General features: G+C 39.2%; 15 protein-coding genes, 3 pseudogenes and 1 other annotated feature. Of the genes and pseudogenes, 6 read left to right on the top strand and 12 right to left on the bottom strand.

Annotated features, from left to right (window positions below):
• The first annotated feature begins 75 nt into the window (after window positions 1-75).
• Window positions 76-1,284: an IS256-like element ISAba26 family transposase gene (locus MKL33_RS15170; protein ID WP_000343018.1), complete on the top strand. Its 1,209-nt coding sequence runs from the start codon at window positions 76-78 to the stop codon at window positions 1,282-1,284.
• 140 nt (window positions 1,285-1,424) lie between these two features.
• On the opposite strand, the gene MKL33_RS15165 is transcribed toward MKL33_RS15170, so the two are convergent.
• Window positions 1,425-2,624 carry a tyrosine-type recombinase/integrase gene (locus MKL33_RS15165; RefSeq protein ID WP_000059636.1) on the bottom strand — a complete coding sequence of 400 codons (1,200 nt, stop codon included), beginning with the start codon at window positions 2,622-2,624 and terminating at the stop codon, window positions 1,425-1,427.
• A 299-nt stretch (window positions 2,625-2,923) separates the two neighbouring features.
• On the opposite strand from MKL33_RS15165, the gene MKL33_RS15160 reads away from it, so the two are divergent.
• Complete coding sequence (locus MKL33_RS15160; RefSeq protein ID WP_000684950.1) at window positions 2,924-3,355, top strand: PPC domain-containing protein; 432 nt, start codon at window positions 2,924-2,926, stop codon at window positions 3,353-3,355.
• 410 nt (window positions 3,356-3,765) lie between these two features.
• Here MKL33_RS15160 and MKL33_RS15155 read toward each other — a convergent pair whose 3' ends face one another.
• Window positions 3,766-4,404 carry a glutathione S-transferase family protein gene (locus tag MKL33_RS15155; RefSeq protein WP_000593330.1) on the bottom strand — a complete coding sequence of 213 codons (639 nt, stop codon included), beginning with the start codon at window positions 4,402-4,404 and terminating at the stop codon, window positions 3,766-3,768.
• Between the two features lie 16 nt (window positions 4,405-4,420).
• Window positions 4,421-5,440: an NADP-dependent oxidoreductase gene (locus MKL33_RS15150; protein WP_000859511.1), complete on the bottom strand. Its 1,020-nt coding sequence runs from the start codon at window positions 5,438-5,440 to the stop codon at window positions 4,421-4,423.
• A gap of 143 nt (window positions 5,441-5,583) precedes the next feature.
• Here MKL33_RS15150 and MKL33_RS15145 point away from each other — a divergent pair, with 143 nt between their 5' ends.
• Window positions 5,584-6,192, top strand: a complete 609-nt coding sequence (locus MKL33_RS15145) for a TetR/AcrR family transcriptional regulator (RefSeq protein WP_000804053.1) — start codon at window positions 5,584-5,586, stop codon at window positions 6,190-6,192.
• Between the two features lie 104 nt (window positions 6,193-6,296).
• Window positions 6,297-6,527, top strand: coding sequence for a hypothetical protein (locus MKL33_RS15140; RefSeq protein WP_001087973.1), 231 nt, complete (start codon window positions 6,297-6,299; stop codon window positions 6,525-6,527).
• Between the two features lie 83 nt (window positions 6,528-6,610).
• Here MKL33_RS15140 and MKL33_RS15135 read toward each other — a convergent pair whose 3' ends face one another.
• The 3 genes from MKL33_RS15135 to MKL33_RS15125 all read right to left on the bottom strand — a co-directional run bounded on the left by MKL33_RS15135 (window position 6,611) and on the right by MKL33_RS15125 (window position 9,858).
• The gene (locus MKL33_RS15135) at window positions 6,611-7,738 is read right to left on the bottom strand and encodes an alkene reductase (RefSeq protein ID WP_000655271.1); all 1,128 of its coding nucleotides are present in this window, start codon (window positions 7,736-7,738) and stop codon (window positions 6,611-6,613) included.
• Window positions 7,739-7,938: 200 nt separating this feature from the next.
• Window positions 7,939-8,616, bottom strand: a complete 678-nt coding sequence (locus tag MKL33_RS15130; protein WP_000699624.1) for a type 1 glutamine amidotransferase domain-containing protein — start codon at window positions 8,614-8,616, stop codon at window positions 7,939-7,941.
• A gap of 84 nt (window positions 8,617-8,700) precedes the next feature.
• Window positions 8,701-9,858, bottom strand: coding sequence for an iron-containing alcohol dehydrogenase (locus MKL33_RS15125; protein ID WP_000931662.1), 1,158 nt, complete (start codon window positions 9,856-9,858; stop codon window positions 8,701-8,703).
• Window positions 9,859-10,043: 185 nt separating this feature from the next.
• Between MKL33_RS15125 and MKL33_RS15120 the strand changes: the two are divergent.
• Window positions 10,044-10,369 (top strand): annotated as a pseudogene (locus MKL33_RS15120) (IS3 family transposase); the annotation flags it as partial.
• Between the two features lie 85 nt (window positions 10,370-10,454).
• On the opposite strand, the gene MKL33_RS15115 reads toward MKL33_RS15120, so the two are convergent.
• The 6 genes and pseudogenes from MKL33_RS15115 to MKL33_RS15095 form a co-directional block, all read right to left on the bottom strand.
• Complete coding sequence (locus MKL33_RS15115; protein ID WP_000920559.1) at window positions 10,455-10,757, bottom strand: putative quinol monooxygenase; 303 nt, start codon at window positions 10,755-10,757, stop codon at window positions 10,455-10,457.
• A gap of 323 nt (window positions 10,758-11,080) precedes the next feature.
• Complete coding sequence (gene fghA, locus MKL33_RS15110) at window positions 11,081-11,920, bottom strand: S-formylglutathione hydrolase (protein ID WP_000402508.1); 840 nt, start codon at window positions 11,918-11,920, stop codon at window positions 11,081-11,083.
• 228 nt (window positions 11,921-12,148) lie between these two features.
• Complete coding sequence (locus MKL33_RS15105; RefSeq protein ID WP_000842147.1) at window positions 12,149-13,261, bottom strand: S-(hydroxymethyl)glutathione dehydrogenase/class III alcohol dehydrogenase; 1,113 nt, start codon at window positions 13,259-13,261, stop codon at window positions 12,149-12,151.
• Window positions 13,262-13,282: 21 nt separating this feature from the next.
• On the bottom strand, window positions 13,283-13,558 hold the full coding sequence (locus MKL33_RS15100) for a metal/formaldehyde-sensitive transcriptional repressor (RefSeq protein WP_001133624.1): 276 nt from the start codon (window positions 13,556-13,558) through the stop codon (window positions 13,283-13,285).
• 268 nt (window positions 13,559-13,826) lie between these two features.
• Window positions 13,827-13,977, bottom strand: a pseudogene (locus MKL33_RS20700) (RNA-guided endonuclease InsQ/TnpB family protein); the annotation flags it as partial.
• Between the two features lie 14 nt (window positions 13,978-13,991).
• Window positions 13,992-14,216 (bottom strand): annotated as a pseudogene (locus MKL33_RS15095) (IS1 family transposase); the annotation flags it as partial.
• A 75-nt stretch (window positions 14,217-14,291) separates the two neighbouring features.
• On the opposite strand from MKL33_RS15095, the gene MKL33_RS15090 reads away from it, so the two are divergent.
• A protein-coding gene (locus MKL33_RS15090) for an IS3 family transposase (RefSeq protein WP_103270969.1) occupies window positions 14,292-15,511 on the top strand; the annotation gives its coding sequence in 2 pieces (ribosomal slippage) (window positions 14,292-14,568 and window positions 14,568-15,511; 1,221 coding nt in all).
• Window positions 14,567-14,683 (top strand) — a sequence feature (AL1L pseudoknot). Its footprint overlaps the gene before it by 117 nt.
• Window positions 15,512-15,545 lie beyond the last annotated feature (34 nt).

The raw sequence follows: 15,545 nt of genomic DNA, 5'->3' as shown, positions 1-15,545 counted from the left end.
GGGACTGTTCTAAATTTTGTGTAAGTACTTAATTTTCATTTATCCTTCAGAGGATAATTACAAAAGGTACTTCACATGGATGAAGCAACAATCAAAAGTATGGCTGCCGAATTGGCTAAAGGTCTAAAAACACCAGAAGACTTAAACCAAATGACAGCAGTCTTTAAAAAATTCATGATTGAAACTGCACTCAATACTGAACTTTCAGACCATCTCGGTTATGAAAAGCATCAGCCCAAGAAAGGCTCAAATAGCCGTAATGGGTTTAGTTCTAAAACCATTACAACTCAAGATGGACAACTGGCTTTAGATATTCCCCGTGATCGAGAAGGTTCATTTGAGCCACAAATTATCAAAAAGCACCAAACACGCATCACCAGTATGGATGACCAAATCCTCTCACTGTATGCAAAAGGAATGACTAATAGGGAAATTGTAGCCTTCTTCAAAGAAATGTACGATGCCGATGTGTCAGCATCTCTCATCAGCAAAGTTACCGATGCTGTGATTGAGCAAGTGACTGAGTGGCAAAATAGAGCCTTAGATAGCCTTTATCCTGTTGTCTATCTTGACTGTATTGTTGTCAAAGTCCGTCAGCACTCCAATGTGATTAACAAGTCCGTATACCTTGCTTTAGGCATCAATATGGATGGGCAAAAAGAATTACTGGGTATGTGGATTGCTCAGACAGAAGGTGCCAAATTCTGGCTGTCAGTCATGACAGAGCTAAAAAATCGAGGAGTACAGGACATTCTTGTTGCCTGTGTAGATGGATTAAAAGGCTTCCCTGACGCGATAGCCTCTGTTTACCCTCATACTGATATTCAACTGTGTATCGTGCATGTTGTACGCAATAGCCTGAGATTTGTAAGCTGGAAAGACTACAAAGCTGTTACGTCGGGTCTGAAAGCGATTTATCAGGCAAGTACAGAGGAAAATGCTTTAAAATCCCTAGACATCTTCTGTGATCAATGGAATCACCAGTATCCCAAAATTGGAGAATCCTGGCGGGCCAATTGGGAAAATATCCGAACGATCTTTAGCTATCCAGCCGAAATACGTCATGCAATTTATACAACAAATGCGATTGAGTCGTTGAATAGCGTAATACGCCATTCAACGAAGAAAAGGAAAATCTTTTCATCTGATGACTCAGTAAAGAAGGTCATTTACTTAGCAACATCAAATGCTGCGAAGAAATGGACGATGCCAATTCAAAATTGGCGTTTAGCAATGAATTGGTTTACGATTCAGTTCGATGATCGATTAAAAGATCATTTATAAAAAATGGAACTTACACAAAATAATTTACAGGCTCCAACATACCCATTATCTTCAGCTGACCATTTAACACGGTAAGTATATTGTTTACTATCCATTTAACACCCCATCATGTTTTAAGTTTATGTATAAAAGTACGATTTTCACTTACTAGTACTTAAATAATCACCCCACCACTGCATCATTTCAGTCCGTTGAGCTAAATAGTCAGCGTGATTATAGCTGGCACGGGTACGGTTCTTATCAATATGTGAAAGTTGTGCCTCAATCCAATTATCTTGGAACAAACCTGAGTCATTCAAAATGGTACTAAAAGTAGAACGTAATCCATGAGAAGATAGTTGATGTTTGCCATACCCCATCTTACGTATGGCCATATTTAGAGTATTAAAATGAATCGGTTGATTGTGTTTGCGAGGGCTAGCAAAAAGGTATTTTTCACCGTATGACCACTGCATGACGTCTTTCAAAATCTCTAAAGCCTGATTTGAAAGTGGAACTAAAAAATCTGGAATCTCATGGCCTAATATAACTTTTCGTCGAAACTGTTTAATATGCAAGGCAGGTATTTTCCAGATTTTTTCATTTAAATCAAAATGATGAGGCTCAGCCAATAACAATTCGGCCCCTCTCACGCCAGTATGTAATTTGAACATCAGTGCTTTTTTAATAATGGGATGGGCATCCAATTTTTGTAATTTATTCTTAAAATCAGATATTTCCTCCGCTTTCAAATACGGATAATTTTTCTTGATTTTGCTGTTAATGGTGATTTTATTTAAACCATGAGCGATGTTGAACTCACAATAACCCATCGCTACAGCGTAGTCATAAATTTGGTTCAAATAACTACAAGCTTTTTTGACAGGTTCTTTTACTTGGCGTCCCTCTATTTTTTTGATTACTGAAACCAGGTCATAGCGCTTGATGTTTTGAAAAGGTAAATCCTGAAGGTCTGGATAAATATCTTGCTGTAAGCATCTTTCTGCTAACTGTAGTACACCACAGCGGGGTAGATCGTTGAAGGCATTCTTCAGTTTGAACTGTAACCACTCCTCCCCGACCTTACCAAAGGTGATAAGATTAGAGGCAGTATCATGTTCAAAACAGAAATTATTGTCTTTAAAGTCATCTCTGACTTGTCGTGCCTTTTTCAGCGATAAATCAGGATAAAGACCTAACTGAATGCGTCGACGTTTTTTAGTTTGTGGATCTGTATAGCGATAGCACCAAGATTTTCTTCCACTCGGCTCAATCTTCAGGCTAAGCCCATCTTCATCGGATAAAAAACAGGTTTTTTCCTTGCAATGAGCTTGGCGAACTTTAATATCAGTAAGACTCATGGAATTTAAATGAAACCTAATAAGGGGTTGATTGGATCAATTATATCAAAATAGAACGCTTTATATATGATGCGTATGATACGCATCATATATTTTTATAAGTATTTGTTAAATAAACTTTATATCTAGATTGGCTATTCCTTAGTGACCAATTAATTAACCATTGATTTCGCAAGTCTTAAATTAGCATTTGAAGTGCAACTCTATGTTATGACTATTCACAGTTCTGTTCCATGATTCATGGTTACTTATTACTTATGTTACTATGTCAGGGGCGATACAAGAATTAAGGTAACCTTATGAAAATAGCGAATACGAAATTACTAGCTGGTGCTTTTATGGCCCTAACTTTAACTATGCTTAGCCCAGCCGTACTTGCAAATGATAACAATGATATACGAAAGACTGTTGTAGTTAAGTTTGCAAAAAAAGCTTACTCTGCAAATTATTACGGAAGGATAGAGGGATACAAGTATGATTCCTACAAATTTTATGCTAAAAAAGGGCAAAAGTTAAAAGTGAAGTTGACTGGAGGAAATGTTGAAGCTTACTTACGGGGTAATCAATTAAAAGACTCCATCAATATTGGAGAATATTCTCCAGAGCTTGATGATAATGGTATTTATATTTTACCTGCTTCAGGTGAGTATGAAATTAGAGTATTACAACCTAGATCACAGGCAAGAAAAGATAAAAAACCTCAATACTGGATGAGTATTAACATTAAATAAAGACTTGCTAGATTCTTTTAAGCTTTTATACGAGGGTTCAAAAACTATTGCCAGTTAAGCGGGGCGTGATTTTTACGCATATGTGTTTATGTTATTAAAATGATATAGATTACTTGTTTAATACCCCAAGGAATAATTTAATGTTGCTGTGCGTTAGTCACTTTTCTTTCAAAAGTTGATTATATCTTTCAACGTAACCGTCGTGATATTCAAGCTCTTTTGATAGGAATTTGCAGTGAAAGAATAGGCGAAACTTGTCTTAAATAATGGTAATTCCTTATCTTTAAAATAGAGAACGCCCGATGAAATTCATTAGGCGTTTACTTTAAATAAGTGTCAGGTTATTTTATAATCATATGTACTTGTCAATCATGATTCTTTTTCTCAATTGCGTTAAAAAAACAATTTTGCTATTTTTGACTTTTCACACCATTTTGTTCAATTTGTACTGCGACTTGCCAGCTAGGTAGTTGGCTTAAACCTGCTACATAACGTTGGATATGGGGATAATTTTCACCTTGTCCCATATGATAAACTAAAGCATGTAGTCCAAAGCCCATCATAAAGTCAGCACCGGTTAAACGGTCTGCCACTAGAAATTCTTTATCTTTTAAATATTCATTTAAATGGCCAAATACCTTATCGAACTCAACTTGAGTATAATTTTCTAGAAATACCAACTTCGTACCTTGCTTGGTTTCTATCGCATTAAACGTTTTTAACAAAAATGGCAGCATGGCAGAGCTTTCTGAGAAATGAATCCACTGTAGATAATCGACATAAGTAGATTCATCCATATCTGGTGCTAAATGCGGCGCAAGTTTCTGAATTAATAACTCAACGATTGCGCCTGACTCTGCAATAACTTTGCCATCCCATTCCAATACTGGAGATTTCCCTAAAGGATGGATGGTTTTTAAAGATTCAGGGGCCAAATGCGTGCTTGAGTCACGATAATAGCGTTTCAGCTCATAGGGCTGCTTGATTTCTTCAAGTAACCACAAAATGCGAAAAGAACGTGATTGATCTAAATGATGTAGTTTAATCATGATAATTCCTATTTTTTTAAATTTTTACAACCACTTTGCCAAAGTTTTCGCCTTTCAACATACCATTGAAAGCATTGATCGTGTTATCTAAACCTTGCACCATATGCTCTTTATATTTGATTTTTCCGTCTTTCAACCATTCAAACATTTGCTGATAGAATTCCGGATACTGACTGCCATAATCATCAAAAATAATAAAGCCTTGCATGCGAATACGCTTTTTTAAAAGGGTGGAAATAAAGCCCGGTAAACGGTCTAGCCCTTGTACTTGCTCGGTAGCGTTATACTGGGAAACCACACCACACACCGGTACACGTGCCGCAGAGTTAAGCAATGGCCATACCGCATCAAACACTTTACCCCCTACATTCTCATAATAAATATCAATACCGTTCGGAACTGCTTGTTGTAATTGTTCTGCAAAATTTTCATCATGATGATTGATACAAGCGTCGAAGCCGAGTTCTTCTACTGCATAACGGCATTTTTCAGGCCCACCTGCGACGCCAACCACGCGACAACCTTTAAGTTTGCCAATCTGTCCAACCGTAGCACCAACAGGTCCCGTTGCAGCTGCAACGACTAAAGTTTCACCGGCTTTAGGCTGACCAATGTCCAACAACCCCATATAAGCAGTAAATCCTGGCATTCCCAAAATACCCAATGCCCAAGATGGATGTTCAGGTTGCATACCTAAGCTTTGACATGCAGTCCCATTAGAAATTGCGTAGCCCTGCCAGCCATTTCCTGAAAAAACCCACTCGCCTTCTTTGAATTTTGGGTTTTTAGAGGCCACTACTTGACTGACTGTTCCACCGACCATCACTTCGCCAATTTCAACCGGTGCTGCATATGAAGGAGCATCGCTCATGCGACCACGCATATAAGGATCGAGTGACAAGTAAATGGTTTTTAACAATATCTCGCCTTGTTTAAGTTCATTGAGCTCAACTTGTTCAATACGAAAATCGCTGTGTTTTGGCTCACCCACTGGCCGTTTAGCTAAAACGATGCGTTGATTAATAACTGTTTTCACACACATAACTCCATGTTTTATTTAGAATTACTTCCCTTCACAATCAAAAATTATGATTAAAATTTCTTTACATCCATTGTAGAGGAGTTATAATAAAAAACAATACGACTGGTCTATTTTTTGTAATAGAGTAAATAATTAATATGAAGCCTAATCCTATTAAAAAGTCTGAAGCGAAGCGCTTACACATTCTTAACACCAGTTCAGACCTGATTTTGCATAAAGGTTTTACTGGTGTAGGATTACAGGAAATTTTACAGAGCTGTGAGATCCCCAAAGGCTCGTTTTATCATTATTTCCAATCCAAGGAAGCTTTCGGATGTGAATTGGTACAGCATTATGTGGATAATTACCAAGTCCGTTTAAATGATGTATGGCGTAGCGATAAATCTCCTTATCAAAAGCTGATTGAGTATTTTAATTTATGGATAGAAGATCCTGAAACACAGTGTGGTTGGGCGGATAGTTGTTTAATTGTGAAACTTGCCGCAGAAGTTGCCGATCTATCTGAAGATATGCGCTCCATTATGTCCGCTGGCGTGGATGATGTAATCGAGCGTATTGCTGGTTTAATTGATTTGGGAAAACAGGATCAGTCTATCCAAGCAGATACTGAGGCCTCGACTTTGGCACAAGTACTTTACCAAATGTGGTTAGGTGCAGCATTACTGAGTAAGTTGCAAAAAGATAAAACACCATTACATCAAGCTCTGAGAGCAACTAAATTTCTATTAAAAAGTGAAGTTTCGTAAAAATTAGATTAAATATCAATTACATAATTAATGACAGCAGCCCAATGATTACTTATTAATGTGTTGCTATTAGATCAATTTACAATCCATGAGTATAGCGCACAATGAATTCTCCTTCTAAAGCCCTCATGACTCGTATTTTAGTCGGATATTTAGGCTTATATCCCACACTATTACTGGTACTCACTTTATTAAAGCCAATTACTCAGCATCAAAGTTTCCCGATGATGGTGTTGATTGAAGTCATAGTATTAGTGCCAGTAACGCAACTGATTTCTTTCCCACTGGCAGGTTGGCTCATTACACAGCTAAAAAATTTTAAGAATTTGTTTTAAGAAGAATTTATGCTGGCAACAGCAATCCTAAGTCCTTATTTTGCCAACCACAAAGGTTGGCAAAATAACTCACTTAGTCAATACTAATCTGCGTAAGCTGGATAATCAATATAGCCTTTTTCTGTCCCACCATACATAGTGCTTGCATCTACTGGATTCAATGGCCAGCCATTGGCGATGCGATCGGGTAAATCTGGATTCGCAATAAATGGGCGTCCAAATGCAATTAAATCGGCCAGTCCTGCCTCTAAAATTCGAGTCCCTCTTTCTGCCGTATATCGACCTGCATAAATAATCCGACCACTGAAAGTGTCTCTGACATCTCTACGAAAATCATGAGGAAGTTCTGGTGCATTATCCCAATCAGCTTCTGCAATCGATAAATAGGCAATCCCAACTTCTTCAAGTATTTTTATGGCTTCAATATAAGTCACATGTGGATCATCTTCAACCAACCCTATGTAAACACGATCTTCCTCTGTACTTTCAAATAGCGGGGCAAAACGCACTCCTAAACGATCTGCACCAACCACCTCAGCAACTGCCTCTACTACTTCACGTAAAAAACGCAAACGATTGTTTAGTGATCCACCATATTCATCTTCACGGTGGTTACTATGTGCAGAGATAAATTGATTCACCAAATAACCATTTGCACAATGAATTTCAACTCCATCAAAACCAGCAGCCAAGGCATTGCGTGCTGCTTGAGCATAGAGTTGCACTAATTCTTTAACTTCTGCATTGCTTAAAGCACGTGGCATTGAAGGATCAGCCAAGGTCCCAGCATTAGGCCCGGTCTCAATAAACACTTTAACATTACTATCAGCCCTAATAGCCGAGGGTGCGACCGGTGATGCATGATTAGGTTGCAAAGATGTATGTGAAACACGCCCAACATGCCAAAGTTGTGCAAAAATAATGCCTCCTTTAGCATGCACTGCTTCAGTCACTTTACGCCATCCAGCAATCTGTTCAGGGCTGTAAATACCGGGAGTCCAAGCATAGCCTTGACCACGTGGCTCGATTTGCGTACCTTCGGTGACCATAAATCCTGCCCCGGCACGCTGTTGATAATAGGTTGCCATCAGTTCATTTGGAATATTCCCTGGCTGAGTACTGCGCGACCGCGTTAATGGTGGCAATACAATACGGTTTCGCAAAACATAAGGGCCTAAGCTTAAGTTTTGAAAAAGTATGCTGTCTTTCATTTCATTGTATCCAAGTAATCATGACTTAATTGATCTAAATTAAAAAATACCCTTCCTTCCTGTATATAGAAAAATAAAGGAAAGAAAGCTATTAACTCAGACCCTCCACCATTAAGTGAGGGTTATTTTGCTTATTGCACCCGTTGCTCAGAGTCAGAAGTTATTCACTGCTAAGCACCACAACAGACGCTAGCTACTCTTTATTTCAACAATTGAAGTAATGCTGTAGCAGTTGCAGCAGAAGAGGCTGGATTTTGTCCAGTAACCAGCAAGCCATCTACTTGAACATGTACTTGCCAATCATCTACTTTAGAATAATGACCACCATTTTCTTTAAGCATGTCTTCGACTAAAAATGGTACAATTTCAGTCAAGCCTACAGCAGCCTCCTCAGTATTGCTAAAACCAGTGACTAATTTACCGCTGACTAAAGGCGCTCCATTACTCGCTTTCACATGACGAAGAACACCTGGGGCATGACACACTGCTGCAACAGGTTTGCCAGACTGAATCGCCTGTTCAATCAGAGAAATTGAAATCGGATCTTCTGCTAAATCCCACAATGGACCATGCCCGCCTGGATAAAACACCGCATCATAATCAGCTACAGAAATTTCGCTAAGTTTATGCGTCTGTGCCAATGCTTGCATTGCAGTTGGATCAGCTTCAAAACGATGAGTGGCTTCAGTTTGCGCATCGGCTAAATTACTTTTAGGATCTAGTGGTGGCTGCCCACCTTGAGGCGACGCCAGCGTAACTTCAGCACCAGAGTCAATAAAGGTGTAATACGGTGCAGCAAGTTCTTCTAGCCAGAAACCTGTTTTCTTACCAGTATTGCCAAGTTGATCATGTGAGGTTAAAACGACTAAAATTTTCATGTTATTTCTCCGATAATTTTCATGATTGAGGAGCATTGTTGCATGATCACTTGCTGTGTGGCGTGAGCATGCCAGATAGCTTATTTAGATGCTCGTCGCAAGAATTTGGCGACTGATCTCTAATGAAACATTTTTGTGTTCGCCTAGCCGTGTCAGATTGTGTGATTTAAGTTGCGTAATGATGATCTCAATATCTGTCTCCCCCAGTCCATAATCGCTAAGACGAGTCGGCAATCCAAGTTGCTCAAAGAAGGCTCGAGTACGAGCAATAGCCGTATCAATACGTTGTTCTTCATCACCTTCGACAATCTGCCAGACACGAGCTGCATACTGTAGTAATTTTTCTCGCTTCTCTTGACGACGCACTTGTAGATTGGCCGGCAACACAATGGCCAAGGTACGAGCATGATCAATACCATGTAAAGCCGTGAGCTCATGTCCAATCAAATGGGTTGACCAATCTTGTGGTACACCAGCTCCAATCAGCCCATTCAGTGCCATGCTAGCAGACCACATCAAATTCGCACGCGTGTCATAATCTGCTGAATCTTCCAAGATTTTCGGTCCAATCTCAATCAGAGTTTGCAATAGACCTTCGGCAAAACGATCTTGTACTTGTGCATTCACAGGGTAAGTTAAGTACTGTTCAATGACATGAACAAATGCATCCACCACGCCATTAGCCAACTGGCGCGTCGGCAAGCTAAAGCTTTTATTCGGATCTAGTACGGAAAATTGCGGAAAAACATAGGGACTGCTAAATGACAATTTGGCTTGGGTCGATTTTCTGGTTACTACACCACCGCTATTCATTTCTGAACCAGTTGCCGGAAGGGTGAGTACACTCGCAAAAGGCAAAGCTTGAGTAATTTTAGTACCATGGGTTTCTAAAATCTCCCATGTATCCCCTGTATAATTGACTGCTGCTGCAATAAATTTAGTACCATCAATTACCGATCCACCACCGACAGCCATCAAGAAATCAATCTTTTGTTCTCGAATCAGCTCTACAGCTTTCATGAGGGTTTCATAACTCGGATTCGGCTCAATTCCGCCAAATTCATGAATTTCTCTTGCACCTAATGCTTCACGCACTTCAGCTAAAGTACCATTCTTACGTGCACTTTCACCACCAAATAACATTAACACTTTTGCTTCTGTAGGCACATAGTCATTGATTTCAGCTATTGTATCGCCACCAAAAATAATGCGGGTCGGATTATAAAAGTTAAAATTCAGCATATTTTTATCCTAGGATGATCAGCTAATTGATTTGAAAAGCCACCGTTATTCATCAAATAAACTTTAAATAATTGGACAATACTGTGGCTTTTGCCTACACCATGTGCTAACTATACATAAAAATAGACCAGTCGTCTATTTTTTTAAAAAAATTATTTCAGCTTGCCAACTTGAGTGATGCTTAAACAAATTCAGGCTTGTTCTATACCACTTTTATTATTGATGTATTTTCACGAGCGATTGTTGGATGGAAGATATCAACACGTATGACTATTGACATGGTCATGAACGCATTGGCTGAAACAGTGAATGGCTCATAGAAAATAGCAATGATTAAATATTTTAAAAGCAGATTGGCAAGGTTTAGCAGATGTACAAATGCAGCGCTAAATTAGATAGATTGGTTCAATATAAGGCATGTGGATTCATTCGTTTATTTACCCTGTTTTGGATATTGACCCATGTAAACGATGAGATTAAGCCAATAAATAAAGTAGCCCAACTTGAATAAAAAGCCTCTGACAAACCTCACAGTGTTGAAGTGCTGCCTTTCATTCAAAATTTCAGGCAGCACACTCATACATTTAAGCGTCGGTTTAAGCTGGTAGTTTACTCGCCAAAACATCTACTTTTTCAATAGACGGTGGCTCTGAAAATAGCTCTTCGGCCTGAGCCATCAAAGCAGCTGCAACCTTGCCAGATAAATGCGCTTGGCGACCCGCCTCATCAGGAAATGCATCAAAAATACCAAATGTTGTAGGTCCAAGACGTAGGCCAAACCACGCAACGGTCGCAGGTTCTTCCATTACAATAGGTAAACCGGCTTTAAGGAAAGCTTCCACTTCTTCTTCTTTACCCGGTTTAGCTTCAAGACGCACATATAAAGCTGTTTTAAGCATGACTAAAACTCCACAATTGATTAGAATTCAAACTGATTCTGACATTGCTAATGTATGCATGTCAGAAAGTTTTGTTGTATAAAAGTTAAAAAAATTTCCCATAGCTGAGCCAAAATTTAGATTTTTATTTCGACATAATGCTATGAATTTATTCAAGTTAATATCATTAACATTTGAATCAAAAATCAAGATATGAGATGATTAAATTCAATCTTAGTTATATAAGGATCAATTGACTCTACCTTAGATTTATAAGCTGACCTCTTCATCTGGAGATTATATTGCTCAAGAAGCATTCAAGAACAACATGTATATCCTCATATCTATGAAAGTTTTTTTGCTAGGAATTTGCTGTGAAACTCTATATGTTTCTCTATAAAGCTCGCAATGAAGTAATAGCTATGGTCATACCCTTCTCTTAGGTTAAGTGTAAGAGGATATTCTTGTTCCAAACAAATATCACTAAGCAGCTTAGGTCTTAACTGTTCTTCAAGAAAATCATCAGCTGTTCCCTGATCGACTAAAATAGGTAAATGAACTTCCGCGTTTTTGATTAATTCAATCGCATCATAGCTTTTCCATAAAGTTTCGTTTTCACCTAGGTAGTGTGTGAAAGCCTTTTTCCCCCAAGGTACTTGGCTAGGTGCAACAATTGGTGCAAAAGCAGAAATACTTTTATACAGCTCAGGGTTTTTTAACCCAATGACTAATGCACCATGACCACCCATGCTATGCCCCATAATGCTTTGGACTTGGTTGGTCGGAAAATTCAGGTCAATCAGATTTCTGAGCTCTTCCACAATATAATCATACATTTTGAAATGCTGTGACCAGGGTGCTTGTGTTGCATTCACATAGAATCCTGCACCTTGGCCTAAATCATAATCTGCATGATCTGGTACATCTTCTCCACGTGGGCTGGTATCTGGTGCAACAATAATGACTTTATGTTCAGCCGCATACTTTTGTGCTCCGGCTTTAGTAATAAAGTTCTGTTCGTTGCAAGTCAGCCCTGATAACCAATATAAAACTGGCAACCGCTCATCTTTGTCATGAGGTGGCAGATATATTGAGAATTTCATTGAACAGTTTAATGCTGTTGACTGATGGCAATACACTTCTTGCGATCCACCAAAAGAAGCATGTTTCTCAATTATTTCCATAATCAATTACCTATGTTGAGCAAGACTTCATGAGAAATCGAGTAAACAAAGAGTCTGTCATTCTCCACAGAGAATAGTGATTAAGATTTAAAATGTAGGCAGGTTTGTTGAACCTATACACGATGCCTACACAGATAGATGGGTTTTACAGATAATGTGCCGTTTTAGAGGATTCCATGCATGTCATTCATGATGCACATGCATGGAAAACTATAAGGTCTGACGGAATTATTCGTAATGAATTACAGTACGAATTGACTTACCTTCATGCATTAGATCAAAGGCTTCATTGATCTGATCCAAGCCCATCGTATGTGTCACAAATGGTTCTAATTGAATTTTACCTTTCATGGCATCTTCAACCATTCCTGGAAGTTGCGTACGACCTTTTACGCCACCAAACGCAGAACCTAGCCATTTACGACCAGTAACCAGTTGGAATGGACGGGTAGAGATTTCTTGACCTGCGCCAGCTACACCAATAATTACAGATTGTCCCCAGCCACGGTGTGCACTTTCAAGGGCTGCACGCATTACATTCACGTTGCCAATACATTCAAATGAATGATCTACACCCCAACCAGTCATTTCGACAATGACTTGCTGGATTGGTTTATCGTAGTCTTTAGGGTTCAAGAAGTCCGTTGCGCCAAACTCTTTTGCCAGCACAAATTTATCTGGATTCATGTCAACCACAATAATACGTCCTGCTTTAGCTTGACGTGCGGCTTGTACGACTGCTAGACCAATACCACCTAAACCAAAGACCGCAACACTATCACCTTCTTGTACTTTAGCCGTGTTGTGTACTGCACCGATACCCGTTGTTACACCACAACCTAGTAAGCAGACATGTTCGTGATTGGCTTCAGGATTGATTTTAGCCAATGATACTTCTGCCACTACCGTGTATTCACTGAACGTTGAGCAGCCCATATAGTGGTAAATCGGTTGACCATTGTAGGAAAAACGAGTGGTGCCATCTGGCATTACGCCTCTACCTTGAGTTTCTCGAACGGAAATACACAAGTTCGATTTTCCAGATTTACAGAATAGGCACTCGCCACATTCAGCGGTGTAAAGTGGAATTACATGATCACCTGGTTTGACGCTAGTCACGCCTTCACCAACCTCAACTACGACACCAGCACCTTCATGCCCGAGAATAGCCGGAAAAACGCCTTCAGGATCATCGCCAGATAAAGTAAATGCGTCTGTATGACACACACCGGTATGGGAAATCTTGATTAATACTTCACCTTTCTTCGGTGGTGCAACATCAACTTCAACAATTTGAAGAGGTTGACCAGGACCAAACGCAACGGCAGCACGTGACTTCATGGAATAATTCCTTATACAGATCTATTTTAAATATGATTTTAGAATCTTGGCGATTTCAGCCAATTCTTCTTTTCGTTGTTGTTCTGTGGTTTCACCTGATACTAAAGTGTCCTTTAAATGAACCTCTAACATCTCATTCATTAGACCATTAATAGCACCACGCACAGAGCATATTTGTTGCAGAATCGCACCACATTCCACATTGTCTTCTAGCGCTTTTTCAATCGCTTGTGTCTGACCTTTGATCTTTCTGACGCGTAGAAGAATCTTTTTTTTGTCTTCGACCTGATTAGGCATCAGACCTCCTTATTTGCTAGCATTGATACTATAGTACCCCATAGTATAAAAAAGAACAATATTTTTTATAAACCTTAAAAATTTAGGTAGTGTTTCAAAAAGTATGCTGAGATTAAATGAAGTCACTATTGGCTCTGCAACTGGATGCTATAATTAACTTTCCGGATCTTTACAATAGCTTATAAAATTAAACTTCTAACATACTCCCCCCACTTTCAACTAACTCTTTACGAAACATGTTTCTCAGGGATTTTAAAAGCAAAAGCTCTTAGGCGACTTCCTCACGGATTTAGGCATGCTTTCTGCTTCACAAAGCGACCTTTACCGCATCTTTCCTCCACAGACAAAGTGGTATGTCCTACCGCTAGAATATTGCGAGAAGCATTAATATCCGTATTCTTGCTAAAGCCACACTCAATACTGAACTAACACATCTAATCCGATACCTTATTTTGCAATTATTTCCCTCAATACCTATAGTGAAAAACTTACCAATACTTTGCTGACAGTCTTTAAATGCAGTGATAAAACTATCCCATTGATTACTTGAAATTCGGGTATAGTGAATACTTAACTGTTTCAACTTTTCCTTTAGTCGTTGGACTATAGCTATATCTCTTTTACCCCAAACATAAGTAACAATTTCTCCTGTTTTTTTCAGCACATATCACTTTTCAACGTAGTGAACGGTACCGGGTTTGTCGGAGAGTCAATATTCTGAGAGACTATCCCGATGACAAAATTAAAATATACCCCTGAAATCAGAGAAAGAGCGGTTCAATTATTGATTGAATCTGAAAAAGATTATCCATCGAATTGGGCTGCGATCACCGCTATTGCTCCCAAGATAGGTTGTACTCCTGAAACACTACGTGTTTGGTATCAAAAATATTTAGATAAACTAAATCCAGTTAAAGTACAGCAGCTTTCAGATCAAGAACGTATTAAACAACTCGAACGTGAAAATAAAGAACTGCAACGCGCCAATGAGATTCTACGTAAAGCAGCCGCTTTTTTCGCCCAGGCGGAGCTCGACCGCCCACACAAATAATGGTGGATTTTATCCATAATAATAAAGAGCTGTACGGAGTCGAGGCGATTTGTAGAATTTTACCGATCGCACCCTCAACCTATTACCGGACTCTAGATCTCTGCGAAAATCCAGAACATCGAGCAAAGCGAGATTTACATGACTTGCATCATGCTGAGGAGATTAAACGAATTTGGAAGGAAAGTTCAGGTCGGTATGGTGTACGTAAAGTCTGGCAAAAACTGAAACGTGAAGGCTATATTATTGCACGCTGTACTGTTGCTCGATTAATGAAAAAGCTAGGTATACAAGGTGTTTGGCGAGGTAAGAACAAACAAACCACCCGTAGCCGAGATGACCAAAAACGAGCAGATGATTTAGTGAAACGTAATTTTACTGCTGATCATCCTGACCAACTGTGGGTCAGTGACTTTACGTATATTCAAACTCATTCAGGCTGGGTCTATACCGCCTTTATTATTGATGTGTTCTCACGAGCAATTGTTGGCTGGAAAGTATCTACACGAATGAATACAGATATGGTGCTCGATGCATTAGAGCAAGCATTGCATGATCGAGGCATGCCAAAGAATGTGATTCATCATTCCGACAGAGGTGTGCAATATCTTTCCATTCGTTATACCCATCGTTTAGAAGCAGCAAATTTACGAGCATCAGTCGGTACGACTGGTGATTCATACGATAATGCTTTGGCTGAAACGGTGAATGGCTTATACAAAACAGAGGTGATTGAATATCTAAAAGCAGATTGGCAAGGTTTAGCAGATGTACAACTTGCGACACTAAACTGGGTAGATTGGTTCAATAAAAAGCGTGTACACAGTGCACTGGGTTATGTATCGCCTTTTGAGTTTGAAGCAATGTACTATGATAAGATTAACCCGTTAGGTCAGGTGGCCTAACTTAAATAAAAAAGTCTCCGACAAACCCGGTACG

The organism is Acinetobacter sp. AOR43_HL (genome assembly GCF_027854635.1).
In the GTDB taxonomy this organism is placed as follows: Bacteria; Pseudomonadota; Gammaproteobacteria; order Pseudomonadales; family Moraxellaceae; genus Acinetobacter; species Acinetobacter pittii.
The sequence above is the reverse complement of the archived record's forward strand: the minus strand, read 5'-3'. Positions and strand labels throughout refer to the sequence as shown.